Annotated in this window: 35 protein-coding genes; 22 read left to right on the forward strand and 13 right to left on the reverse strand. The window is 33.1% G+C overall.

Features of this window, described 5'->3' with window-relative positions; translation table 11 throughout:
• Window positions 1-195 precede the first annotated feature (195 nt).
• Together ACMGGO_RS09790 and ACMGGO_RS09795 are read left to right on the forward strand one after the other, a co-directional pair.
• Entirely contained in the window at window positions 196-1,047 is an 852-nt protein-coding gene (locus tag ACMGGO_RS09790; protein ID WP_374805970.1) for a hypothetical protein, read from the forward strand.
• Window positions 1,048-1,299: 252 nt separating this feature from the next.
• The gene (locus tag ACMGGO_RS09795; protein WP_054550269.1) at window positions 1,300-1,779 is read left to right on the forward strand and encodes a GNAT family N-acetyltransferase; all 480 of its coding nucleotides are present in this window, start codon (window positions 1,300-1,302) and stop codon (window positions 1,777-1,779) included.
• Between the two features lie 135 nt (window positions 1,780-1,914).
• On the opposite strand, the gene ACMGGO_RS09800 is transcribed toward ACMGGO_RS09795, so the two are convergent.
• The gene (locus ACMGGO_RS09800; RefSeq protein WP_048392645.1) at window positions 1,915-2,856 is read right to left on the reverse strand and encodes a DMT family transporter; all 942 of its coding nucleotides are present in this window, start codon (window positions 2,854-2,856) and stop codon (window positions 1,915-1,917) included.
• A gap of 308 nt (window positions 2,857-3,164) precedes the next feature.
• Here ACMGGO_RS09800 and ACMGGO_RS09805 point away from each other — a divergent pair, with 308 nt between their 5' ends.
• Window positions 3,165-3,725 carry a hypothetical protein gene (locus ACMGGO_RS09805; protein WP_305192824.1) on the forward strand — a complete coding sequence of 187 codons (561 nt, stop codon included), beginning with the start codon at window positions 3,165-3,167 and terminating at the stop codon, window positions 3,723-3,725.
• Between the two features lie 334 nt (window positions 3,726-4,059).
• On the opposite strand, the gene ACMGGO_RS09810 is transcribed toward ACMGGO_RS09805, so the two are convergent.
• The gene (locus ACMGGO_RS09810; protein ID WP_066037314.1) at window positions 4,060-4,224 is read right to left on the reverse strand and encodes a DUF2197 domain-containing protein; all 165 of its coding nucleotides are present in this window, start codon (window positions 4,222-4,224) and stop codon (window positions 4,060-4,062) included.
• 28 nt (window positions 4,225-4,252) lie between these two features.
• Window positions 4,253-4,882 (reverse strand): TetR/AcrR family transcriptional regulator, encoded by a 630-nt coding sequence (locus ACMGGO_RS09815; protein ID WP_288585065.1) that lies wholly within the window; start codon window positions 4,880-4,882, stop codon window positions 4,253-4,255.
• A 551-nt stretch (window positions 4,883-5,433) separates the two neighbouring features.
• Here ACMGGO_RS09815 and ACMGGO_RS09820 point away from each other — a divergent pair.
• Together ACMGGO_RS09820 and ACMGGO_RS09825 are read left to right on the forward strand one after the other, a co-directional pair.
• Window positions 5,434-5,838: a MerR family transcriptional regulator gene (locus tag ACMGGO_RS09820; RefSeq protein WP_054550264.1), complete on the forward strand. Its 405-nt coding sequence runs from the start codon at window positions 5,434-5,436 to the stop codon at window positions 5,836-5,838.
• Between the two features lie 233 nt (window positions 5,839-6,071).
• On the forward strand, window positions 6,072-6,461 hold the full coding sequence (locus tag ACMGGO_RS09825) for a VOC family protein (protein WP_066037316.1): 390 nt from the start codon (window positions 6,072-6,074) through the stop codon (window positions 6,459-6,461).
• Window positions 6,462-6,742: 281 nt separating this feature from the next.
• On the opposite strand, the gene ACMGGO_RS09830 is transcribed toward ACMGGO_RS09825, so the two are convergent.
• The gene (locus ACMGGO_RS09830) at window positions 6,743-7,078 is read right to left on the reverse strand and encodes a hypothetical protein (RefSeq protein ID WP_054550262.1); all 336 of its coding nucleotides are present in this window, start codon (window positions 7,076-7,078) and stop codon (window positions 6,743-6,745) included.
• A 303-nt stretch (window positions 7,079-7,381) separates the two neighbouring features.
• On the opposite strand from ACMGGO_RS09830, the gene ACMGGO_RS09835 reads away from it, so the two are divergent.
• A complete protein-coding gene (locus ACMGGO_RS09835) occupies window positions 7,382-7,702 on the forward strand; it encodes a DUF1827 family protein (protein ID WP_048392662.1) in 321 nt (106 codons plus the stop codon).
• A 214-nt stretch (window positions 7,703-7,916) separates the two neighbouring features.
• Here ACMGGO_RS09835 and ACMGGO_RS09840 read toward each other — a convergent pair whose 3' ends face one another.
• Entirely contained in the window at window positions 7,917-8,114 is a 198-nt protein-coding gene (locus ACMGGO_RS09840) for a hypothetical protein (protein ID WP_048392664.1), read from the reverse strand.
• A gap of 450 nt (window positions 8,115-8,564) precedes the next feature.
• On the reverse strand, window positions 8,565-8,768 hold the full coding sequence (locus tag ACMGGO_RS09845; RefSeq protein WP_231595622.1) for a hypothetical protein: 204 nt from the start codon (window positions 8,766-8,768) through the stop codon (window positions 8,565-8,567).
• A 282-nt stretch (window positions 8,769-9,050) separates the two neighbouring features.
• On the opposite strand from ACMGGO_RS09845, the gene ACMGGO_RS09850 reads away from it, so the two are divergent.
• From ACMGGO_RS09850 to ACMGGO_RS09860, 3 genes are all read left to right on the forward strand, one after another.
• On the forward strand, window positions 9,051-9,650 hold the full coding sequence (locus ACMGGO_RS09850) for an undecaprenyl-diphosphatase (protein WP_066037318.1): 600 nt from the start codon (window positions 9,051-9,053) through the stop codon (window positions 9,648-9,650).
• A gap of 373 nt (window positions 9,651-10,023) precedes the next feature.
• Window positions 10,024-10,620 carry a hypothetical protein gene (locus tag ACMGGO_RS09855; RefSeq protein WP_420281835.1) on the forward strand — a complete coding sequence of 199 codons (597 nt, stop codon included), beginning with the start codon at window positions 10,024-10,026 and terminating at the stop codon, window positions 10,618-10,620.
• Between the two features lie 61 nt (window positions 10,621-10,681).
• A complete protein-coding gene (locus ACMGGO_RS09860) occupies window positions 10,682-11,503 on the forward strand; it encodes a DUF2785 domain-containing protein (RefSeq protein WP_420281836.1) in 822 nt (273 codons plus the stop codon).
• Window positions 11,504-12,019: 516 nt separating this feature from the next.
• On the opposite strand, the gene ACMGGO_RS09865 is transcribed toward ACMGGO_RS09860, so the two are convergent.
• The 7 genes from ACMGGO_RS09865 to ACMGGO_RS09895 form a co-directional block, all read right to left on the reverse strand.
• Window positions 12,020-13,189, reverse strand: coding sequence for a tyrosine-type recombinase/integrase (locus tag ACMGGO_RS09865; protein ID WP_420281837.1), 1,170 nt, complete (start codon window positions 13,187-13,189; stop codon window positions 12,020-12,022).
• 136 nt (window positions 13,190-13,325) lie between these two features.
• Window positions 13,326-13,826 carry an ImmA/IrrE family metallo-endopeptidase gene (locus ACMGGO_RS09870; RefSeq protein WP_420281838.1) on the reverse strand — a complete coding sequence of 167 codons (501 nt, stop codon included), beginning with the start codon at window positions 13,824-13,826 and terminating at the stop codon, window positions 13,326-13,328.
• A gap of 82 nt (window positions 13,827-13,908) precedes the next feature.
• A complete protein-coding gene (locus ACMGGO_RS09875) occupies window positions 13,909-14,667 on the reverse strand; it encodes a hypothetical protein (protein ID WP_066037327.1) in 759 nt (252 codons plus the stop codon).
• Window positions 14,660-15,064: a hypothetical protein gene (locus ACMGGO_RS09880; protein ID WP_066037328.1), complete on the reverse strand. Its 405-nt coding sequence runs from the start codon at window positions 15,062-15,064 to the stop codon at window positions 14,660-14,662. The genes ACMGGO_RS09875 and ACMGGO_RS09880 overlap by 8 nt, the downstream gene beginning before the upstream one ends.
• Window positions 15,000-16,271, reverse strand: coding sequence for a hypothetical protein (locus ACMGGO_RS09885; RefSeq protein WP_066037329.1), 1,272 nt, complete (start codon window positions 16,269-16,271; stop codon window positions 15,000-15,002). The genes ACMGGO_RS09880 and ACMGGO_RS09885 overlap by 65 nt, the downstream gene beginning before the upstream one ends.
• Before the next feature lie 81 nt (window positions 16,272-16,352).
• Window positions 16,353-16,868, reverse strand: a complete 516-nt coding sequence (locus ACMGGO_RS09890; RefSeq protein ID WP_066037330.1) for a TerB family tellurite resistance protein — start codon at window positions 16,866-16,868, stop codon at window positions 16,353-16,355.
• Between the two features lie 261 nt (window positions 16,869-17,129).
• A complete protein-coding gene (locus ACMGGO_RS09895; RefSeq protein ID WP_420281839.1) occupies window positions 17,130-17,492 on the reverse strand; it encodes a helix-turn-helix domain-containing protein in 363 nt (120 codons plus the stop codon).
• Window positions 17,493-17,649: 157 nt separating this feature from the next.
• Between ACMGGO_RS09895 and ACMGGO_RS09900 the strand changes: the two genes are divergently transcribed.
• The 13 genes from ACMGGO_RS09900 (at window position 17,650) to ssb (ending at window position 23,611) form a co-directional block, all read left to right on the forward strand.
• Window positions 17,650-17,886, forward strand: a complete 237-nt coding sequence (locus ACMGGO_RS09900; RefSeq protein ID WP_420281840.1) for a helix-turn-helix transcriptional regulator — start codon at window positions 17,650-17,652, stop codon at window positions 17,884-17,886.
• Window positions 17,887-17,961: 75 nt separating this feature from the next.
• On the forward strand, window positions 17,962-18,228 hold the full coding sequence (locus ACMGGO_RS09905; protein WP_237898081.1) for a helix-turn-helix transcriptional regulator: 267 nt from the start codon (window positions 17,962-17,964) through the stop codon (window positions 18,226-18,228).
• A gap of 187 nt (window positions 18,229-18,415) precedes the next feature.
• Window positions 18,416-19,138, forward strand: coding sequence for an ORF6C domain-containing protein (locus ACMGGO_RS09910; protein ID WP_420281841.1), 723 nt, complete (start codon window positions 18,416-18,418; stop codon window positions 19,136-19,138).
• Complete coding sequence (locus ACMGGO_RS09915; RefSeq protein ID WP_420281842.1) at window positions 19,135-19,443, forward strand: hypothetical protein; 309 nt, start codon at window positions 19,135-19,137, stop codon at window positions 19,441-19,443. The genes ACMGGO_RS09910 and ACMGGO_RS09915 overlap by 4 nt, the downstream gene beginning before the upstream one ends.
• A 134-nt stretch (window positions 19,444-19,577) precedes the next feature.
• Window positions 19,578-19,856, forward strand: coding sequence for a helix-turn-helix domain-containing protein (locus ACMGGO_RS09920; RefSeq protein WP_237898078.1), 279 nt, complete (start codon window positions 19,578-19,580; stop codon window positions 19,854-19,856).
• A complete protein-coding gene (locus tag ACMGGO_RS09925) occupies window positions 19,844-20,119 on the forward strand; it encodes a hypothetical protein (protein ID WP_420281843.1) in 276 nt (91 codons plus the stop codon). Before ACMGGO_RS09920 ends, ACMGGO_RS09925 begins: the two co-directional genes overlap by 13 nt.
• Window positions 20,120-20,179: 60 nt before the next feature.
• Complete coding sequence (locus ACMGGO_RS09930) at window positions 20,180-20,314, forward strand: hypothetical protein (protein ID WP_420281844.1); 135 nt, start codon at window positions 20,180-20,182, stop codon at window positions 20,312-20,314.
• Window positions 20,315-20,507: 193 nt separating this feature from the next.
• Window positions 20,508-20,666 (forward strand): hypothetical protein, encoded by a 159-nt coding sequence (locus ACMGGO_RS09935; protein ID WP_420281845.1) that lies wholly within the window; start codon window positions 20,508-20,510, stop codon window positions 20,664-20,666.
• A 104-nt stretch (window positions 20,667-20,770) separates the two neighbouring features.
• Window positions 20,771-21,490: an ERF family protein gene (locus ACMGGO_RS09940; RefSeq protein WP_420281846.1), complete on the forward strand. Its 720-nt coding sequence runs from the start codon at window positions 20,771-20,773 to the stop codon at window positions 21,488-21,490.
• Window positions 21,487-21,666 (forward strand): hypothetical protein, encoded by a 180-nt coding sequence (locus tag ACMGGO_RS09945; protein WP_313150853.1) that lies wholly within the window; start codon window positions 21,487-21,489, stop codon window positions 21,664-21,666. Before ACMGGO_RS09940 ends, ACMGGO_RS09945 begins: the two co-directional genes overlap by 4 nt.
• Window positions 21,667-21,680: 14 nt before the next feature.
• Window positions 21,681-22,802, forward strand: coding sequence for a DNA replication protein DnaD (locus ACMGGO_RS09950; RefSeq protein ID WP_420281847.1), 1,122 nt, complete (start codon window positions 21,681-21,683; stop codon window positions 22,800-22,802).
• Window positions 22,789-23,091: a DUF6877 family protein gene (locus tag ACMGGO_RS09955; RefSeq protein ID WP_420281848.1), complete on the forward strand. Its 303-nt coding sequence runs from the start codon at window positions 22,789-22,791 to the stop codon at window positions 23,089-23,091. Before ACMGGO_RS09950 ends, ACMGGO_RS09955 begins: the two co-directional genes overlap by 14 nt.
• Window positions 23,084-23,611, forward strand: coding sequence for a single-stranded DNA-binding protein (ssb, locus tag ACMGGO_RS09960; RefSeq protein ID WP_420281849.1), 528 nt, complete (start codon window positions 23,084-23,086; stop codon window positions 23,609-23,611). Before ACMGGO_RS09955 ends, ssb begins: the two co-directional genes overlap by 8 nt.
• Window positions 23,612-23,616 lie beyond the last annotated feature (5 nt).

Genomic DNA, 23,616 nt, shown 5'->3' on the forward strand with positions numbered 1-23,616 from the left:
GGTCTAAACTTAGGGACAATTAAAAAAGTAGTCAAAATAAAATATAGGAGCAGAAATGGCAGTCCTTACGTAATAAAGAAAGGAAAAACAGAGCTGATAATTGAGAATAGAGAAACTATTGTAGAGAAATTATCCGAACTTTTCTTAGTGCGACCATAGCTTTTAGAGGGTTTGTAAAAGGAAGGGAAGTATTTTATGAAAAATCAATTGATACGAATAATCGCTATCGCTCTACTTGGTGTGTGTGTATATATTAATATGTACGAAATAGATGAATTAGGGTTGATGCAATTTTTTGCATATATTGGCTTATTAGGTTTTACTTTTGCGGTGGGTATGCCAATCATCTTTATTAAAAATAAGATTAGTTTATCCAAAAAATTTGGTTTGTTGTTTTTAAGCATGATTATCGCAACAATAATTCCTTTATTGGGATTTGGAAATTTAAAATATATCCTTGAAGAACATTTAATGAATAAAGAGATGAATAAAGTTGTAAATCAATATAATGTAAGTTTGCAAACTGATGAGGTGTTTTTAACCTTTCAAAATCATCTTCTCGTTGGAAAAAGAGATGATTTGTTTGGAAGTATAGACAAAACACTATTGGTTTATAATGCCGTAGGGAAAGAAACGAAAAGAATAAAAATAACGGAATTAGCAAAAGCAGCCGTTCCTTATCTGCCCCTTACTGATAAAGAAAAGGAAACAACTTATTTTGATGGTATGAAGACACAAGGAAATACATATGACCTTTGGGAAAAAATAGATGATAACGACATACAACTATTTTTTAGATACGTTACAACGGAAGTTCCTGAGGATTATCAACCTGAACCAGATATGCCAGCCGATGCAAAGGACATAAAGTTCCATTATGACATCACCTATTCACCGGTTTTAGATGAGAACGGGGAATTTGTTTTTAGTTCGGATACTTTCCATTTATATAAAAGCAACGACTCAATTCGAGTTAGCTACAAAGCTTCGGGCATTGAAGCGATTGTTGCTCCAAATACTGCAGTGTTAGTGAACGAAATCAAGTAAAGATTACATACATTGCTAACAAAAGTACAACATGAAGCCAGTAGAGTGTTAGCGGCAAATCCACAAACGTAACTAGAATGAATATACTAAGTAACACCAAAGCCTAGGTACTCAAATTAATGTTGAGCCTGGGCATTTTTTATGTGATTTATTTATCTAACGAACGTGTTGTTTTTCGAAATTTCAAATAAATAAATGACCACAACCTAATAAAGTGGTAAAGTATAGAAAAAGTGAATGGAGAATTATGTAATGGAAAAACTGAAGAAGGTTGAATTAAAACATTTTTCAAGTGAATATATGCAAGGACTGAACGCTTTTGTACTTACTGAAGAGCAAAAACAATTTTCTGCACTGCCGAGTAATTTTGAGGAAATTAATGAAGGACAGCATCGCATTGTAATTCTAAGTGAAAATACACCTGTTGGTTTCTTTCTCCTAAATGCAAATGAACGAGTTAAGAAATATTCTACGAATAGAAATGCGATGCTATTATCTGCATTATCAATTAATCATACAGAACAAGGGAAGGGCTATGCAAAACAAGGAATGACATTACTAGTTGAGTTTGTTAAAGCAGAATTTCCAAATTGCGATGAAATTGTTTTAGTTGTAGACAAAGATAATATTCCAGCACAGAAACTATATGTAAAAGTAGGGTTTGAAGATACAAATGAAAGGCTAATAGGACGTATCGGCGAAGAAATAATCATGAGGCAATTCATAAAATAAAGTTAGACCACCATTGTCACCAGAGTTTATGCTACATTTTGTAGATGAACTCTGGTTTTATGTTTTGGGGAAATGTCGCATCCATTCTTGAAAAAGAGTTTCATTTCATCGATCAAGATTAGCAAAGAAAATTATTTAAAATATCCTGATTAAAAATACACCGGCTATCATCACCATTAAACCAATTATTTGTAATGGTTGAATTCGATTCTTTAGCGAGTTAAACAATCCGAATTGCTGTACCAGCAAGCTACCAGTGATTTGACCGAATAAAGCAAGAACTACAGTTTGGCCATTTCCAATTTGATTGACAAGAAATACATTGATGAGAACATAAGATCCTCCTAAGATCCCGCCAATCCATATCCACCAAGGAGCAGCTTGTTTAAAAGGCTCTTTAATACTTGTGTAAGATCGATCTTTTAACCCAACAATTATAATCAAGGTAATAGTACCAACAAAGAATGAAACAAGGGCAGCATGAGAAGAAGAGTGAAGAACTTTTCCTAATTGTCCATTAACAGCGATTTGGATAGCTAGTAACATCCCTGCTAGAATCCCTACTATGCGCCAAATCCATAGATTCCGCACACTCTCCTTATTTGTTTGGGGAGAATACTGTTCATTTTTCTTGCTTCGTATAGCTGTAGCTAAAAGGACGCCTAGTAAGACTAGTAATATGCCAAAGATTCGATTCCATCCAAAGGAATATTGTGTTGCATTAAACCAGCCATTATGATCGATTAACATACTCATGAGAGTCATGCCAAAGATCGGTAGGATAGTTGTTTGCACACTTCCCAATTTAGGAAACAAGAGAATGTTAGTAGTTATCGCAATAGCGCCACCAATTCCCCCCAACCATATATAGATAGGTTGGTTCAACAATAAATCTAATGGAATCCCCAGTGATGAACCACTACTTACTAATGTAATAGTTAAGAAGATGACACCAACAGCGAAGGAAATCATTGAAGCTAAAAAAGGAGAAATCACAAACTTTCTTAATTGAGCATTAATGGCTGTTTGCACAGCAAGAATAGCTCCAATACTTATAGCCAAAAGTACTGCAAACATAAAAATTCATCACAACCTTTGTTGAAGAAAATGTAAAGAAAAAGAAATGTAAAACAACGCATGTTTGATTATATCAAAGTACGTGTTGAATTTTATAAAATTAAGCACTGAACACTAAGTAAGAAATAGATTTTATTTATATGATGTGGAACTTCACCAAACACATTAAGATAACGATAAAAAATCAGTTTCTCAAAAAAGAAATGATTTTTCATGTATAGAAGCGGTTAAGAAATAGAGCTTTATATTAATAAAGTATAGTGTAATCTCTTCATATTCTGTATATTGGTGTATGAGGAGGAGATTTAATGGCAAGAAAATGGATACTACCATTATTTATATTAGTAGGTGTTTTGATCTCTGGTTGTAGTGAGGGCCAGGAAAAAGGTAGCAAAGATGGTGGAGATGTAGAAGTAACTATTCCAGCTCTATTTTTTGAGGGTCAGGACATTGATTCTGTTATTTCAAAGGCAAAAAGCAGTGGGATGAAGGAAGTCAGTAAGAATGAGGATGGTTCTTTAACTTATAAAATGTCTGAAACAGAACATAAAGAAATGATGAAAGGTTTAAAAGAAGGCATTCTAGCAAGTGTAGATGAGCTTAAAGCAAGTGAAGAGTTCAAATCTATTAAAGATGTAACCTATGACAAGTCTTTTTCAGAATTCACTTTATCTGTAAACAAAGAAGAATTTGATAATAGTCTTGACACCATGGCCTCATTCGGGCTAGCTTTAACAGGTATGTACTATCAATTATTTAATGGTGTGGATGAAAAGGATTATAAAGTCAAAGTAATTTTTAAAGATGAATCAAATGGAGATGTAATTAACACGATAGTTTATCCAGATGATTTAAACAAGAAAAAATGATCGGAAGAGCACCTAACATAGGTGTTCTTTTTAAATGCTTTGAGTGCAATCGAGTTGGGCAGTAGTAGTTGTTCCTGATTCTTGATGGCTTTTTATTTTTGCAAAGGTTTTGTGTTTAAAGTAGAATGTCAGCAGCAAATTCTTAATGCAAACATGGATAGGCATAAGAAAATGATAGAATTTGTTTTGAGAAACGACTGACGATAGCATAGTTGTAAGTAGAGATAGAACTAAATGATCCCACAAAGCCCAGATACTCATTAATTTTGAGCCTGGGCTTTATACTTATTTAACTTGTAATCCCTTTTATTATTCTCAAGATCTGCTGAAGGAGCTATCTAAAGAAATTTTTAATAGCATCCATACGAATTTTGCTATAACATTCTTCACAACGAAAAATCTTATCGGTTCTTTCCTTTAACTGTCTAAATCTCAGTGATCCCTCGTATACTCTGAATTTATTTCTACAACTAGAACAAATTACCTCATAGTAATGCATAGCTATCCTCCTCAAGTTTTCTGACATATTATTTTTTAGTTGATTTAACGAATATTGTAATTAGTTCTCTCGTATATTCCTCAACATTTAACTGGGGATTTCTCATTAATTCAATAGTGAATCCGTCAATGGAATTTCGTATCGTTAACGCCATTACTCTCGAAGCCAATTTGGTGAATTCTCGGAAGACACCCGCGTGCATTCCTAGTGTAAGTATGTTTTCAATGGGAAGAAAAATAGTATCATCATGATCCGCCGCAAAACGAAGTTTGCCATCAGCAGTTCTTTCATTAGAAACAATTTCAATGACAGCGAAAACATGTTGCCGATTTTCATCTATGAATCTAAGGTTTGATTCAATATAAATGCTAAGCATATCTATAGGAGATTTTTGATTTTCGATTAGAGGAGCAGTATAAGCTTGACACGCCATATAGTAATCATAAATTACTTGCTCTAACAATTCCCCCTTACTTGCAAAGTGATAGGAGATAACCCCCTTACTGATTTGTGCACGTTTTGCAATTTGACCTAAAGAAGCTTGAGCGTAACCCACCTCTGCAATGGTTTCAATAGCACATTCCACAATTTGAGTTCTACGAGCTTTTTCAATAAATGACATTTCTTTTTGATTAGTTGTTTTATTTTTTTTACTCATGTATTTATTTTAGCACGGTTGTACTAATTAAGCGATTAAAAAACATTTAGAGAGGTTCCTAAATGGAGGCTTTTCTTTTACTTTGAAATGTCAAGGGCTAGACTAGGGCGTTTCGTGAGGAAGATTATGATACTTGAGCTTAAAGGAACTATTTCTTATCTGTTGACATGGAGTCGGCTCCATCTTTTAAGATGAATGAAATCAAAGAATGGAGTGATGGGATGGTAATTTTGACAACTATACTAATTGTGTTATATGCGGTTTTAATAGGAGTGGCAGGGATAAAAAAATGGAAAGAAGTTGGATTTGAAGTACGAACATTCATATTTGTTATCATATCAATTAGTATTCTCTTAATATTATGGATACCAAGCAAAGGTTGGTTATTTATATTACTGATAATTGCGTTTATCTTGTTACATATACTAGCAGTTATAGAAGGGAGGTTAACAAATGGACGAATTACTTTCAGCCATCATATCATTCGCTTCATTTTCCATTGTATAATTGCCCTAATGGTTTATAAATTTATATTATAGAAGGAGATTTTAATGAAAATTGGTGAATTTGCAATATGTACTGGTCTTAGTAAAGATACTATTCGTTATTATGAAAAAATGAATTTATTGCAACCGGAAATTAAAAATAAGCACCGCTATTATAACAAGAAAGACATTGATATAGTGGAAGCAATTCTTAAACTTAAACAAACGGGATTTTCTCTCCAAGAAATCAAAATGCTTTTTGATTGGTCGGGAAATATTGATCAAAATAAAAAACTGACAAAAGAAGAAATACAAAATCTACTTGAAATAAAAGTTATATTCCAAGAAAAGTATGAGCAGATGTTACAAAGAGAACATCAGCTTAAACAAATTAAACAGGTTTTATTAAATATAGATAATAAAATAAAGCACCTTTTAGAGAAAAATAAAGAAGAAAATTGCTGGTTTTAACGATGTGTTTAGAAAATAAAGGAAAAGAATGTACTAATAATTAAAGCTGTTTGACGTTCTAATTGAACGTTTGAAACGAACGTCTGTAGGTGAGAAACAATATTTTAAGCTCTTCTATTTAGTTATTTCTAAAAGTGTTGTTTCTTCAACTTATCGAGAAGGTGTGCAAGAAGGAATAGTAGAATATCACGTTGAAATAGAAGTAGAAATAAATTAGTAAGGAGGATGTATTTGTGACTAGCCATGACTATAAATCACCAATAAAAAACAGAATCGGCGGTGTATTTGTTCCAGTTCGTAACCTAGAGAAAGCAAAAGAATGGTACAGAAAAATACTTGGTTTGGAAGGGGGAGAAGAATATTTTGGACATTTATTCGTGGTACCCATGAAAGGTACAGCTGGATTAATTTTAGATTCCATGCCAAAGTGGAGAAAAGAAGATGGTGATATTACCACTTACCAAGTTCCTTCAATTCAGCTTTTGACCGATGATATTGAAGCTTCATATCAATTTATGAAAGAAAATAATGTTGAACTGGTTACAGAGATTCAGGATAATTTTTATTTTGTGTTCAAAGATTTAGATGGCAATTTACTAATGATTTGTAAAGAAACTACTTAAAAAAATGCGAAAATTGCTCTTTGGACTACTGGAAAGAAAGTGGGGAGTCAATAGCAGCTGAATATGCATTGTACAAAGTGATAAACGACAAACAATTCAAGATTGATGATAAATTTATCAAGTTTTACATGACATCAAAAGCGTACTAGCGAGGAGAAGGTAGCCAATTAATTAAGTTTACCGAGGATTAATCGAAAGAAAAAGGTCACTTCTATTAAAAGTGACCAGGATGCTTAGTTATGCTTTATTAAAACTCTAGGGGATTAGGTGTTTATTCAATTTTATTGAATTGTAATATTTCCTTTATATGTTGCAAAGTAAATACCTGCATCAGGATCGTATGCATAATCAAATCTTGTTAGGTATCCTGCGTATTTAAAATCTCCATCCCATTCAACATGATAAATTTGTCCAGGTGGAAACGTTGAAGTTCTTGTATTAACTGTGACATATTTAGTATACACAGCAGCTGGACTAACATTGTCTATACTAGTAGAGTTTTGAACAACGTTGATTTCGGCTGCTGAAACATTACCTGATGGATAGATGAAAAATGAAACAAGTAAAGCTGAGAGTAGAGCAAAACCAAAAATGCGACCTTTAATTGTTTTTACCATTATTATTCCTCCATTCTAGTATAATCCCCTAGTAATTTACATTTAAACATATATTGGTATTTATAGCAACAGATGGTGACTATTGGTTATGAAATTGATTAAAAAGTAGGTGTTACACATGCATTATGAGTGGTTAAAGAACTATCAATAATTAGCAGATTAATTTGTACATAGAATAAGCGTTAATCTCAAAAAAATCTACATAACATACTTTTTATATTTTCATAAATTTCTCCTTGCTAAAGAGCGAATGTTTGTTCTAATATAAATACAAACAAACGTTCCGTAGAAGGAGAGGTCAAAATGGCGAAAATATATAATTTTCCAACTAAAGCATTTCGAGATATAACAAAAGAAAGAGTCGATGTTGTAACTATTGCTTCTGGTTTTATGGGAGGTGTTGTAAAGGTATATGAATGTGAAGGGACAGTCATTATTCATAGTGAAAATAAGAAATCCAGCCATGCTAGTATTTCAAATGATCTTGGTCAAGTTAAAGAATGGGAGATTAGATATGCAATAGAACATATTTTAAAAAGAGGCATTACAGAAGTGAATATAAAAGTTAGTAATACAGGAGTTGTTCATATTCGTAATAAAGATATTAATTCACTTTCTCAGTAAAGTCAGGTCACTTATAAAATAATATGAGTACTGGTTATATCGTTAATGGTCTTTTTAAAACGTAGTTTGCAACTATCCCTTCGACTGTTAGAGGCTTTTAAATTTGTTCCAGCTAACTCTGATAGCAAGTAATTATCAAATTGCTTGGAATGATCATGTACAAGAAATAACAGGTCAATTGGAGTTAGATATTTAAAAGATATTGTTCTGTAAGTTATTTAACTTTTAGAGGTTTTACAAAGAATGAAATGAACATAACAGAAACCCCTATAGCAATGAAAAGTATTGCAACAGATTTATTTGAAATAAATGAATTGTATTCTAGGGCACCTGTTAATCTCGCTGATCCGATTGAAAGCGATAAGATGCCTAAAACAAATATGATATGTCCAATTTTAGAAGGTGTTTTCATTTTATAACAACTCCTGATATTTAGGTAATAACTTACAAAAGGATAACATGATTAGGTAATATTTGAAAATATGGTTCAGTTTGATTATTCCACAATAGGAGTATTTGAGGTTGATGGAAGAAGTACAAAAGTCAATATGGGCTGTCAGTAAATTATATGAATTTATAATAAAGGGGTATGTTTTATGAAACCATTTATGTTACGGCATAAACTGGGTTGGCTACCTAACAAATTAGAGTATCGCAGAACCTATATCATAGGTTTTAAAGGAGAAACAGACGAAAGTTAAACTTTCATGCTAACAAAGAATAGTATGTAAGATTAGTAAATAACAATAAAGAAATGGTTGTTAGGAAAAGAGAATTAAAGAGATATTTCAAGGATGGTTGTTTACAGTTTCTAACTACACAATATGAGGAACATGCTTGAAAGATCTGGAATGGTAAACTTTTAACTTTTTTCTTTTTTGGGTTTAACAAAGTAAGAAATGAACATTACAGAAACGCCCATAGATATGTATAGTAGTGCAACAGATTGATTTGGAATAACTGAATCATATTCAAAGAAACCAGATAATCTTCCTAATCCAGTTATCATCAAAGTAATGCCAAAAATAAATATGATATATCTATTTGTAGAATGTATTTTCAACACAAAACAACCCCCGAGGCTTCCTAATAATTTATATAAGGATAACATAAACTGGTAAATATTTCACTATTCAGATTGAGTCAATATACATTATGAATATGTAAAATAAACACGTTCACTTGTACGTGTATGTCAGAAACGAGCAATTGATACAACTAATCATAAAGGCTTTCAAATCAAAGTGACAATAATGTTAGCTTAAGCAATTAATTGTCACCTTTTACGATGGTTTAAAGATACATTTTTTCTTAACATAGCTTTATAAGCTATAAAGGAGAGAATGTCTTGAATATATTAGAAATAAATAATGATTTATTTAGAATGCTTAATAGTTTAGGAAAAGAATTTCAATTCTTCAATTTACCAATGATTATTATTGCTGAATACACAGTTATTTTTTTAGCTATTTTTGTTATTCTGTTCTGGTTTACCAAAGATAGAGAAAATAAAATAATGCTCATGTGCGCAAGCATAGCTTTCGTTTTGGCTGAAATTATAGGGAAATTTGCAGGGTTATTACATTTTAATCACCAACCATTTGCTGTCCTTTCGAATACAAATCAGTTGATAGAAAAAGCAATAAATAATTCATTTCCAAGCGATCATACCATATTATTTTTTTCATTCTGTATGTCCTTTTGGTTATTTAAAAAAGGAAAATGGATTCTATGGATTTTGCTTGCTATATTAGTCGGAATTTCACGAATTTGGGTAGGAGTTCATTATCCATTAGATGTAATGGTAGGTGCTCTTATTGGAATTACTTCTGCAATAATAATTTACTTTACACTTCCGAAATTAACACTAATAGAAAATGGAATTACCAAATATGAATCCATTGAAAAAGTAATTAGAAGAAAATTCCATAAAACAAATCTAATGTAAAACAATATTAAAGGTCACGTCTAAAATTAAAGTGTACCCTTTACAAAGGGTACACTTTATATGGGTTGTGGCTTTTTCTTTTGCTTTGAAAACAGCATCAAACAGCCAAAACGCTATGAGTTGAGATAGCATGGTTTGGTGATGTTTTGAAAGTGGAATTTGTAGAAAATTGTTCCAATTTATTATCTCTCAGATTATGATTTAGTGGGAGGTTAAATAATGTCAGATAAAATTAAAAACATTTTTATTGGAATCATATTTTTTGTTGTCCTAATTTTAGGGACATCATTCGTAATTGATACAATATTGATTGATCGATGGATTAAAAGTTGATAATGGACTTATAGGTAGTATAGTGGGTGGGATAATAGGAATGGTAGGCGTAATTGTAACTACTTATTTCATTATCGAAGCAAACAAAAAATCAGTGGAGGATTCGTTAAAAAACCAAGATAAGCAGGCAAGGGATAGAGATTACATTGCATTAATTCTTACCAAAGCAGAAGAGTTGAACCATGAAATTATAAAATCTACTCAAATCTACAAAAAAATAATGGATAATTTCAGAATTACTAAAACACACCAAATCTTAATTAACACATATGAGGATAGATTTTCTTTAAAACGTAAAGATGACGAAATTTATGATATGGCTAAAAGGGATTTGGTCGAAAACAATCTGAAACTCGAAAAACTGCGAAACGAATTAACAGTTTGTTTAAATACTTTAATTATAAAAAATATTTACATCGGAATTTTATCAGACCAAATTAATGGTTACGAACATACAGTTAATCGGAATATCGAAATAATAATTAATAGTTTAGATTCGATAGGTAATTTAAATGAACTAGAAGAAACGTTCCGATGGCATAATAAGTATTACATAAATGATTCAAATAAATTACTAAAAGATTTGAATGATTTTGTTGTAGTAAAACTGAGCGAATTAAGAAAAGGCGTAAGTTGAATACTTTACTAATCAATAAAGGGTTGATTTCAAACAAATTTTTCTAATAGGAGCGTGTAAAATGAATTTAAAAGAAAAGTTGATATTAATAAAAGAAAAAGGGTACCAAGCACCTCCCGATAGATTTCAGTTGATACTAGAAATGATAAATAACATTGGCTCTTTGGATGCCCAACTACGTGATGAGCTAATTTATACAACCTTATCACACTGGATTCCTGATAAATCTCTCACCGCAAACGAACTAGAACAACTTTTACCGGTTGTTTTGGATAAAAACCATTTGCTTTTTAAGCTTGGTGAAACAAATACAGACTCTGTCTTCACTCGGTCTTTCTCCATGCTAGTCATACCGCTTCTCTTAACGAGGCATAGAGAATCACCATTTCTCTCAAGAGAGCAAATTCATCACATAAAAGAGAAAGTATTTTACAATGTACAAGAAGAGCGAGATTACCGTGGGTATGATGAAGAAAAAGGCTGGGCTCATGCCATAGCCCATGCAGCAGATGCTTTAGATGATTTGGCTCAATGTTCCGAACTGGATAAAAGCGACCTCTTAACTATCCTCGATTTGGTTTACGAAAAGATGACTATAACAGAGCGAATTTACTCCGATGGGGAAGATGAGAGAATGGTCAAATCCATAATTAGTGTTTTAAATAGAAAAATACTTAGTCAGACTTGTGTAGAGCAGTGGATTCAAAGTTTTGGTGATGTGGAGAAAAATTCAGAATTTCTCCCTGCCTTTAAGCAAAAAAATAATATAAAGAACTTTTTGAAAAGTTTATACTTTCGAGTTAAATTTTACAAAGCGGATGCCGTTCTCTGCTCGACTATCGAGCAGACATTATATAAAGTAGAAAAAGTATACTATTCCTAATTTTAAAAGTGTCGAATAAAAAAAAAGAATATCTTCATAATGAATTACTCTCTTGGTAGTTATTTGTAATCATAAAAAAGTATTAATATAGTAGAATGTTGTTTGTATATTAAAAAATAAAAATGCCACAGTTTGTGACAAAGAAATACTATTAACTTTAAAGGAATTCATATTGTTCTTTCCTTATAATAATACCTGCCAAAACCTTCATGTTTTACATTTTACAAATTGGGGTACACATTTTACAAAAAGTCCGCGTATCCCAGTTTGTACCCCACATCGTACCCCAGTTAAATACATTTAGATAGGCTTCGTTAGACAGGTATAGAAACCTTCATTAATACAAAACCTTGATATTATGCACATCAAAAAATTAAAAACATCAGGATAGAAACCAAGGTCATAAGTTATGCTTATAGTTATTTTTTTATAAACCCTTTGATTATCAAGGGTTGGGGAGGGGCTAACCACATTGGTGCCCCAAAAAGTGCCCCATTTTAAATGAAAAATAGTGTTTTAATCGAAATTGACTATTTCACTTAGAACTTGCATTGCTCTTTTCTCTCGATCTGCAAACGAATGGGCGTAGGTTTTTAAAAGAGTAGAAGTAGTCATACCAAGGATTTTGGCAATCGTTGTTGGCGGTGTACCGGATGCAATTGAGATGGTAGCAAATGTGTGTCGTAAACCATGAGGAGAGATGAGTTTAACGTCATATAATTCATGCATTAAGATTAGCGTTAATCTAGCTGCATTTTGATTAAGAGGCTTGCATGTTTTACTTATAAAGACAAGATCATCCTCGCTATGTTGAATCCCGAAAATTAATTTTCTTTCGATACACCATTTTCTATAACGATCTAATTGTTTACTTAGTACCTCTGTCATATCAATACAGCGAATACTGTTTAGTGTTTTGGCCGAGCGCTCCCCATAAAAATCACGAGTACGATTGATGTAAATTAAATTATTCTTAAAATCTATATCGGACCAACGTAAACCTCCAGCTTCGCCACGTCTTATACCAGTAGCTGCTAGAATAGAAATTAAAGTATATCTTGAAATATCACAAGATTGCTTTACACATTTAAGTAAGTATTCTAGCTCAGCCGGAGTTAAATAATTGCCCTCGACTTCATCATTATTAATTTTTTCTATCCTAGGTAATTCAGCTTTCGCAATGCGGTTTTTATCCAAAATATCATCTTCTACAGCAGCATTAATACATCCAATGAAAAAATTATGATACATTTGAATGCTTTTTGGAGCAGCTATTAAAGATAATTTATCAATAAATTCAGATTGGTATAAACTTTTGGACAGTCGAGATAGCTTATATCTACCGATATAAGGTTTAATGTAAATTTCAATTACATTACGATAAGTTTTAGGGGAGGTACCTTTCCATTTTGATTTTTTACGATCAAAATAAATATCTACCCATTGAGCAATTGTCATGTTTTCATTAAATATTATTTTTTCTCCACCATTTAAAACAGTAGCTTTTAATGCTGTTAATGCTTTTTCAGCTTCGATACTAGAGTTAAAGTTTTGTCTCGTTTTTTCTCTACGTACTCCAGTATGGTCATAAAATTTGTAACGGTAGGCAAATTTCTTCTTCTTGTTTGAATCATAATACCAATAAATATTTTCCTTTTTAGTACTATTAAGTTTCTTTCTAACCATATCGTCCACTTCCTATCTAACTGACCCGGACAGGTACATTGAATAGAGTTTAAGGACAATTAGAACATCACTCCTTCCACAGTAATTTGAAGCAGATAACCTATATTAAACTCACTTATGAACTGTCCTATATTCATCATCTCATATATAGACAGGCCATATTATGCAACCTCTGCATAATCTGCTTATTGTTATATTGTGTTAATCTTCTATAAGCAAAATCGTATTCTACGTTAAAGATTTGCATTACTTTCATAATTGTTTGTGGTGTATGATCGTCTATTGACAAAGCTTCCAACATAAAAGTAGGAATACAAGCGTGGTACATAAAATTGTTGGCCTTGAATTCCTGGTACTCACGAAATAGGGGATACATATGAAATTGATCACCTGTGTGTAATAGGACATGTGATAGCTCATGGCAAAAGTCTTGCCATTTTTGTTGTGGCGATTGATTTTCATTAAGAAAAATATAATGCTGTCCATTAATAAATAAGGCCTGACTCTTATCTGGCCAATAAAAAACTTTCAATCCCATTCTAAAAGCCACTTCTTCAACATGCAGCAGGGTAGGGTCTGTAATGCCCAGGCGAGTGTAGAACTGTTGGACATAATCTTCAAGATGTGTATAGTGCATGTAAATCAACCCCTAAAAACGACTAACAGAACATGTGTTCTGTTTTATTGTATAATAAAACCCTACTTTTGGGAAGTAAGGTTTATAATGCTCCATATTTTTTGTTTACTACATCAATATATGTATTACATTCATCTTCTGGAATAATCCCAATACTTTTCAGATGATTTAAATTTGCTATTAATCTTGCATTATACGGTTGAGAATTATCAAATATCTCATCATCATGTATTTCATCAATTATATTTCTGTATTTTTGTTGCATCATAGTATAAAAATTTCCGCCATTTAAAATTTTCTCAAAATCAATATAATTAAATCCAATGATTAATCTATTAAAGTTTGATAATAATGCAAATTTTCTTCTTTTCCCTTCAGCATTCTCCCAAACACTATTTCTTCCTTTGGAAAATGACTTATAAGAAGAAACTATTCCAAATTTGCAGTTTCTAATCTCTAGATTACTATTTAAAATTGTTACCTCTTGAGAAGAAACTGATTTTTTATGATTTTTACATTCATTTATCAAATGGCATCCTACGATTCTTTTTATAAAGTCAGGTGCTTCAAATTCGTAAAAAAAGATTTCATGATCTAGTTGGTTATCCTTAGTCCTTAAATCATCTTTTACTTCAGCATAAACAAATCTATTGAAGATATATGTCATTAGTAATTCCAAAGCTTTTCCTTTTTGATCTTTAGTACCAGTTTTTCTAGATGATTCAACAGATTCTAATAATATTTTAAATTCTTTTTTATCTTTTTCTGAAGTTATAGGTTTCCAGTACGCATCACTTGATAAACTATTTTTATATTTATTAAAGCTAATTCCTCTAGCCATTGTCCTTCACCTTCTTCAATTTTACTTTTGGTATTTTAAAGTAAACTTCAACATTACTATCAAAAAAGTTAGAATTACAATCAGGACAAATAGCATTATTTTTATTTACAAAGTTACTTAATTCCATAAATGAATTAAAACTAAAAGTATGGACGTGATCAAACTCCTCATTATCACATCTGAGTATAAACAAAGGATCAATAATTTGATACTCAGATAATTTAATAAGGACACTTTCAACATCGTCCTCAGTAGCTTCAAGTTTATATGCTATATCTTCAATAGAAAGTATAGATTCAGGATAGAGTGATTCAATTATATATTCAAGTTGACTATTTTGTTCTTGTGTTAGAAATTGGTTCACTTCCTTTGTAAGCTTTGAATTCTGTAAGTACATTTTTTACCAACTCCTTTGTTGTACCAGTTTCATTTGTTTGCTCTAAAATAAACCAATTATCTTTGCAAATAAATTTGTAAGGTACAGTTTCATTAGTGTCCGAATAATATTTTAACCCGAGTACTTTTAAGGAGCTAGAGTCTAAAATACTTAAAATAGTATCTCTTGTACTAAGAGAAGGTAAGTTTTTCATATCATGATTTGTACTACCATTTCTTGATTTAAACGTAGTATCTCCTTTATTTACTTCTTGTAAAAATACTTCAAATGGATGACGACAAGGGTTTAGGCCAAAATGAGCAGTGAGTTCTTTTTCAATAACCTTATCTATAGCATTTTTAATGCGTTGTAATGTAACTTCATTATTAAATATAGGCGATAAAGTAGAGAAATATTCCTCTATCACATCATTTTCATTAGAAGATTCAAACATCTTTTTATTTTTACTTATATTCTCCAATTCGAGTTCGATTTCTGAATTATTATGGTAATAATATTCGTTTGTGATATCTCTTAACGCTTTATTTACCCAATTTGGAGAAGTTAACTCAATATCACCTATAATATCCTCTAAAAAATCAATAGTTTTTCGAGTTAAAATATCAGGTAAATTTTTTTTAGTAGTCACATCCCAAATAGAAAAATATTCTTTGGTAGAAGGAAGCGAAAAAGTAATGCTTTTTTGACTAAAATCGAACCAAATATAAATAAAATATAAGGCAGGTTGCTGAATTAAAGTTTTCCGATTGTTATTTATTGGGAAATTTTGTTTTTCCTCTTTTAGTTTTCGAGCAGGTACTACTAAAGTTAATTCAATTTCATTTTTAATATTATTGACTAGTGAAAAAATAGGTTTTTCAATTTCATTCCGTGAAATATCAAGAATTTTTAATGAAGTATTGTTGAATTTCCTCGAAAGTTCGGCAAAATTTATTTTCTTCTTACTTTCTATAGTAGAAAACTCCATATGAACAATTGTATTGTTACTGTCTTGCTTTAATGTGTTTAACCAATCAAATAAATCTTCGATCTCAATTTCATTTAACATTATGAATTCTAAAACATTATTTCTATAAAGTTCTAAATCTCTCTTTTTTATAATTTCTGGAAATGATTTTCTTAAGTTATTCAATTGATGGAGTTGAGAATATTCAAGTAAGTGCCATAAATTATCAATTTGAGATTGAGTAAGCTGGTTGTATAACATATAAATCCCCCTAAGATAAAATACTTATAAATATTTTATATTGAACTCAATATAAAATAGCCTCAATTAAGAGGCTAAAATTTAGTATTTCGAAAGCTCTACTTTATAGCCATTTTTATTTTTTTGATGGTTCGTATCTAAAAATACAGAACGATCATTTTTTAATACGATAACTTCAAAAAATGGCTTAAAGCGTTCTTCAGAAATACCAAAAGCATTTAAAAACTTTTTAAATAATTGTTGTTCTTCGATTTCAGCTTCACCATCTGAAAGAGAGGAGTCAATTAAATTAACTAAAATACACATTTTTTGAGCATCAGTAAGAACTGGTGCAGCTTCACGTAAGAATCGTTCTACAGAGTTCTTGTTAACATATTTTATTGCTTTTGACATTAAATCATCGTTGTTCCCACCAACATAGATTTTATCGCCTTTTTTCTGTCCGCCGATAACAGATAACAGCTGGCCAATTTCTTCATGGTCATATTCTCCATCAGCACCCATCATGTAAAGTAGAGATGTTACAAATGCGAAATGTGGATGCATCCCTTGCTCAGTTCCAGTTTTATCTCCCTTGAAAATATCAAATAAACCCATTAATAAAACCTCCTATTAATATATTAAATAATGAAAAACCAGACTAAGTTAAAGCAAAGTTATATTTAATTCCAGTTTAGTGGTTAATAGTTCTTGCGTAAATATACCTATAATCACTACAAAAAATATATCATAAATAAATAATATTTCCAATAATGGTATTAAAAAAGGACATGTTTATGCATGTCCTTTTTTAAGATATCATTATGTTACTTTTAGTCTTAATTAAAAATCGTTTATTTGATTCTCTCCAAATAACGATTACAATTCCCCATTATCCTTCAAAATCTCCCACATCTTACGCAACTTCTCCAAATCTTCTTCTTTCGACTTCGGCAATTCCTTGTACCATTTTTGCAGGGTAGGGTTGTTGGCAAAAGCTTGGAACTCAGCTTCGTCTTTATCTTGTAGAGAAAGTTGTTCAAATTTATCTGTATTACCAAGTAAATAGTCAGTTGTTACATTGAAATAGCTCGCTATTTTTTGTAGTAATTTAAAATCAGGCTCTCTTTTCCCTGTTTCATATTTGGACAATGCAGAATATGTAATGCCTAATGAATTAGCTAAATGTTCTCGACTAATATTTTCTTGTTCTCTCAGCTTTTTTAACCGTTCATGAAACATTAGAGCCCTCCTTTATGTATTTATTTAATTTATTTTACACTCATTGTCCAATAAATAATTTGTTTTGGACAAAACGTGTAAAAATATTTGACTTTAGACGAAATGTCTATTATATTTAATTCAAGGACAAATTGTCCAAAAGAAAAGAGGTGAAAGTATGCGAGTTTATTTGAAAGAACTTCGCATGAATAAAAATTTAAGCGTAGAACAAATGGCTCAACTATTAAATATTTCACAGTCACACTACTATAAAATAGAAAGTGGTGTTAGAAATCCTAATTTTTTGCTTGCTGGAAAAATAGCATCTCTATTTGACTGTAGTGTAGATGAAATTTTTTTTGGTAACGAATTGGACAAAACGTCTAATTTTTTTGGAGCTGAAAGAGTTATTTAGATTTATTATTTTATTCATCCTAATAGCTCACGAAGCGGTAGCAACTCTAATCCAACAACGAAAGGGGGTGTGAGCATGACTAAATCAAAGCGTAAAAAGAAACGCAAAGAGCAGTTTCCTTCACAGCAATTTCGAAATCTTAAAGGTTCTAAACGCGAACGAATGATTGCTGAACGAAAAGCCAAGGGTCTTTCACAGGGACAACTCGGAAAATTAATTGGTTGTTCAACTGCTCTGATTAGTCATTTAGAGGTCGGACGAGCTAATCCAAATATAGAGCTTTCAATGAAGCTAGAACAGGTTCTAGAAACACCATTTTTTGAATTGTTCCCAGACTTATAAAAAAGTTCTTGACTTGAGGTTGTCTCCTTTTTTCCAATTTTAAAGTTAAATATACTTCGTTGGATAGGTCAAACTCGTAAATGAAGTTAAATACATCAGAATACATCAGGATAATAAGCAAGTTAATTCCAAAAATGTCAAAACGCCAATTTCTATAATAAATAGTATTAGAGAAGGAGGTCTCAAAATGAATCAATTGTCAAGGAATATCCCGAGTACAGAAGTTGCAGAAATGGTCGGGCGTGACCATAACGAAGTCTTGAAAGATCTGAGACGCATTATTGCTCAATTAGGAGAGGGGAATTTACCCCAGTCCTATTTCATCGAATCTACTTATACAAATAGTCAAAACAAGCAGCAACCTTGCTTCTTGTTAACTAAGAAGGGGTGCGAATTATATGGCACTCGCATGACTGGCGAAAAGGGTACACATTTCGCTGTTAAATACATCGAACGCTTCAATGAAATGGAGCAACAGATTGAAAAGCAACTATCACAAGATCCTATTACATTAGCGCTTGAATCAGTGTTAAATACGCGAAAGCAATTACAGAGCATCCAAATGGAAGTTGTTGAAGTTAAAGAAACTGTACAAAACCTTATTGTCACAATGCGTATTGATGGCAATCAAGAAGCGCAGATAAGTAAGCGTGGCCGAGAAGTTGTGATAGCTGCGTTAGGCGGCAAAGAATCGAATGCCTATAAAAAAATAAGCCGTCAAGTATTTTCCGCTTTTTGGAGAGATTTTAAAAATCACTTTGAAGTCCCACGTTATGGAGAAATTCCTAAAACACGTTTTGCTGAAAGTATCAAATTTATCTCCATGTGGCAGCCATCTACAACTCTACGAATGGAAATCAACGCTTACAACCAACAGGGATTAAAGCTTGTTGAAGGTGGTGCCAAGTGACCGTGATTAAAAATGATATGGACATTACTCAAATAGTACTGGAGAACGCTGGTCTTTCTAAAAAAGAACTGTTAGAAAGGTACGACCAAATAGTACAAGCCACCATTAGGAAACGAACACTGTATTGGGATATCGATGATCTAGTTCGAGAAACTAGATTTAGTAAGGCGTCATTAGAAAAATATATTCTTTGTGACCCTCGCATTAGGGAGCACCAAAGACAATTAGGCTCTAGATACAAAAGGGTTTGGTTAGCAGAGCCCACAGCTAAAGTGCTTGATGAAATTTTGAATAATGATTACTAAAAAACAACTACCCGGACAGGTATGTAGAAGAGATTGGGGCAAACAATCTCATATCTCAACTATAAAGATAACTTAATAGAGAAACCATGCGTGGTAAGCATAATATGCACTTTCTGCATAAGGAGGTGATTTCATTGCATGTAGATGTTGGAGAGTTAATCAGAAAGTGCCGCAAGAAAGCAAAATTATCGCAGGAAGCCTTCGCGGAGCTTATGCACACTACGCAATCTACGATTAGTCGAATTGAGCAAAATCTCATTGCTTGTGAAGCTAAATTTTTAGCTCGAGCAGCAGCTATTACAAATTCTCAAGACACAGTAGTAGCGGCATTATTTAGCGCAGATGCAGCAGTGCAGTTTTTACAGACAGTACCAATGTTTATAGGAGGAGGGATTTTCAATTGGATCATGTAAAGAAATTGGAGCTAGAGATAGCCGCAAAGAAAGCATGCATTGAGGATTTACAAGGAGCCATGGCATTTCATAGACAGCACGGTACATACAACTTAGCAGCTGAATGTGCTTGGCGGATTAAAAAGGCAGAACATGCTATCAAACGTTTAGAAGTGCAGCTACAAGATAACAAAAATTTTGGTGGGTTAATTCAAGATTTTAGTAGGCGAGGTATTTCCCTAAAGGTGGTGAAGAAACTTGCTAATGAAAATATTAAAAGTTAATAAATGGAGTAGTTTGTCATTGCAAGAACGCTTAGTTTCAGTAGGTAAGTGGTGGTCAGCATGGTGAAATGGCTAGTGAATTATTTGTATATGCCAGATGACGGCCGCGATCAAGAACATAAGGAGTCCTGTGTGAAATGCGGAATTGTCATGGTTGCTATTGGCGTACCAATCATTATTGCTTGCTGGCAATAAAAAAGCTGCTTAATCGTTGGCGCGATTAAACAGCAGAACTATATTAGTCTCGATAATTATATCACAAAACTAGATGATTGCGAGTACGATACTCGCTCTCGTCAAGCAGTCTATAACCCGTTCCTCCCCTTGACGGATTGCTTTGCAGTTATAGGCTGCTTGATGGGATTCCATCAGAAAGTAGGTGATTGAAATGCGTATTGTTTACTTCAAGCGGTTATCAGATCAAAAGGAATTTCGTTTTTTACAAGTTAAGAACACGGGGCTTGAAGGTGTCGCTAAAGATGGTGAAGTTGTGACATTGAAATTTGCAGAACGTTCAACTCTTTATTCTCAATCCTATACAAAGTAAAAACCACTGTTTGCGGCAGTGGTCTGAAAAAATTATTTGCAAAAATAGTTACTTTGTATTTTACGCCCAATACTTCAAAAAATCAACTAACTAGGAGGAAGAATATGCTTTTTTCCGAGAGTAATGTAAACATTTCGGCAGCATTAGCTAAAGCATGGGCTACTATTCAAACACCAAAACACAATGCAAAAGTAAATGTTCGCACTAAAAATGGTGGTTCATACACATTTGAATACACGGATCTCAATGGCATTTTAGATGCTGTCAGACCTATATTTGTTCAAAATCATTTATCCATCATTCAGAACAGCTATACAACCGTTGAAGGCAATTTAACAATGGCTTGTGTAGAAACCATATTCCTGCACGAATCAGGAGAATATGTGAAATCTTATCCACTCAAATTTCCAGCAGCCAATAGCATGCAAGATTTCGGTGGTCAGATTACTTACATGAAGCGCTATAGCTTGTCGGCTATGTTAGGGCTTGCTACAGAGAAGGATGATGATGCAAATGGAGCGAGCGGAAACGATTATCAATATATGAATCAAGCTCCTCCGAAACAGCCAAGTAACAGTGGTCAGCTACAGCAACAAAGAAATCAACCAAATCAAACAGGTTTAAGGACTCAGGAACAATTCAATGAAATAGCAAAATTGTTGAGTGAAGTTGCCACAGCATATGGTTCCGATCCTAACACAGTTTATAACGGTGCTATGCAGAGATGCAAAATCCCTGATAAGAATTCAGATTTATTAACAATGAAAGAAGCGGATAGCTTAATTCAATATTTACATGCTATCAAGATGCAAGTGCCTCAATGAATTCTGTACCGCACAGAGTGTTGTTACCACATTGGATTTTTGAACAGGCGGCAGACGATGAAAAGGAATTATATCGCCTTGTACGCCGGTACATATGGCAGGGCTACCCTGATTATAAGTTGATTGAAATCAAAGGCAGTTTTGCCATTTGTAAGCGAACAGATGGATTTTTATAAGGAGGGCAAACCAAATGTTTACAACAGGAAATACAACAGTAGATGCGATTGGACAGATGCATTTAGAAGGGAATGTCATCCCACACACTTGGTATGAAAACATCCGATTAAGCACAGGTAAGCCTGATTTAATTGCTATCACACTGCTCAGTGAAATTGTTTATTGGTATCGCCCTACACATGTGAAAGAAGAGGCAACAGGGCGTTTACTGGGTATAAAAAAGAAGTTTAAAGCGGATGCGCTACAACGTTCTTATGATAGCTTTGTTGAACAATTTGGCTTTAGCAAAAAACAAGTCAGAGAAGCCATGGATCGTTTAGAGCAACTTGGTTTAATTACTCGTGATTTTCGGACAATCACATCCAATGGAACAAATTTATCTAATGTATTATTTATCGATTTAAACATAGGACTTTTAGAGGGTATTACCTTTTTGGGTAATAGGGTGTTACCCAAAAAGGAAAGAGGGTATTGCCCAAATGGGAAAGAGGGTGTTACCGATATGGGCAATAGGGTATTACCCAAACGGGAAACACCTATTGCCCTTGAGGGTAATACGTATACAGAGATTACTACAGAGATTACAAATACAGAGATTACTAAAAAGAATACTAGTCGCAAACGAGTTTACGACGAATCTTCTGTTGAATATCAATTAGCAAATAGGCTTTATGAAAAAATTCTTGCTAACGATGCCAATTTTAAAAAGCCAAATTTGAATAGCTGGGCTGATCATATTCGTCTCATGATGGAACGAGATCAACGGACAGCTCAACAAATTGAATACTTAATTGACTGGTCACAAAACAACAGCTTCTGGCAATCAAATATTCTTTCAACCAAAAAACTACGTGAAAAAGCAACCACATTAATCCTTCAAATCAAAGGGGAAAGGGAGAAAGCTAACGGAAGTATTCCTCTGCAATATCAACGGGTGCGGAGAGAGATTGTTCCACAATGGTTTAAAGAGCGGCAACTTAAAAAACCACAAAATGGAGAAATCATCGAATCATCAATACTTATTACGGATGTAGAGGCGGAGCCGTCGGAAGAACAGAAAGCTTACTTTGAAGCAGAACGACAAAAAATCTTAGCAACGTTAGGGAAGGTGGAAGAAAAATTTGAGCAGACATGAAGAACATATGAAAATACGTGACCATTTCGCCAAGGTTGCTCAGGCTAAAGGTACTTTTACTAATGGCACTGACCAAGCACTGGTACGGGCAGTGACACATGATGAAGTAGCGAAGCGTATTAACCAGCTTGTCAGTGATTATCAGTTCCCGCTTCCAGTCCTACAAGACGTACAGAAGCGGTTAAGTGACAGCAACTGCCCCCATTATGCAATGCAACAACTTAGATATTTAGAAAACAATGTACATGCTGGCATCGCCACAAAAAGGGAGGATTCATACAATGATTAATCGTGTCGTATTAGTTGGTCGTCTTACAAAAGATCCTGAGTTACGTTACACACCGAACGGTATTGCATCTTGCCGCTTTACAGTAGCCATTAACCGTACATTTGCCAATCAAAATGGTGAGCGTGATGCAGATTTTATTAACTGCCAAGCATGGCGTAAAGCAGCTGAAAATCTAGCAAACTATCAGCGCAAAGGGGCACTGATTGGTTTAGAGGGACGTATTCAAACACATAGTTACGAGGATCAGAATGGACAAAGAGTATATACAACTACTGTTGTAGCAGACAGTATCCAATTTTTAGAGTCACGTAATCAAGCTAGTGGTCAACAGCAGCCTCAATACGGCAACAACCAGCCAACATATACTGGTGGACAGCCGCAACAGCAATTCGGTGGGCAAGGTGCTTATCAGCAAAATCAGCCGCCTATGTATCAATCTAGCTATACAAGATTAGATGAGGACCCATTTGCGAATAGTCGAGGACCGATAGAAGTGTCTGACGATGATTTGCCATTTTAGGAGGC

The sequence above is a fragment of the Lysinibacillus sp. BNK-21 genome, assembly GCF_048684915.1.
GTDB classification, from domain to species: Bacteria; Bacillota; Bacilli; order Bacillales_A; family Planococcaceae; genus Lysinibacillus; species Lysinibacillus capsici.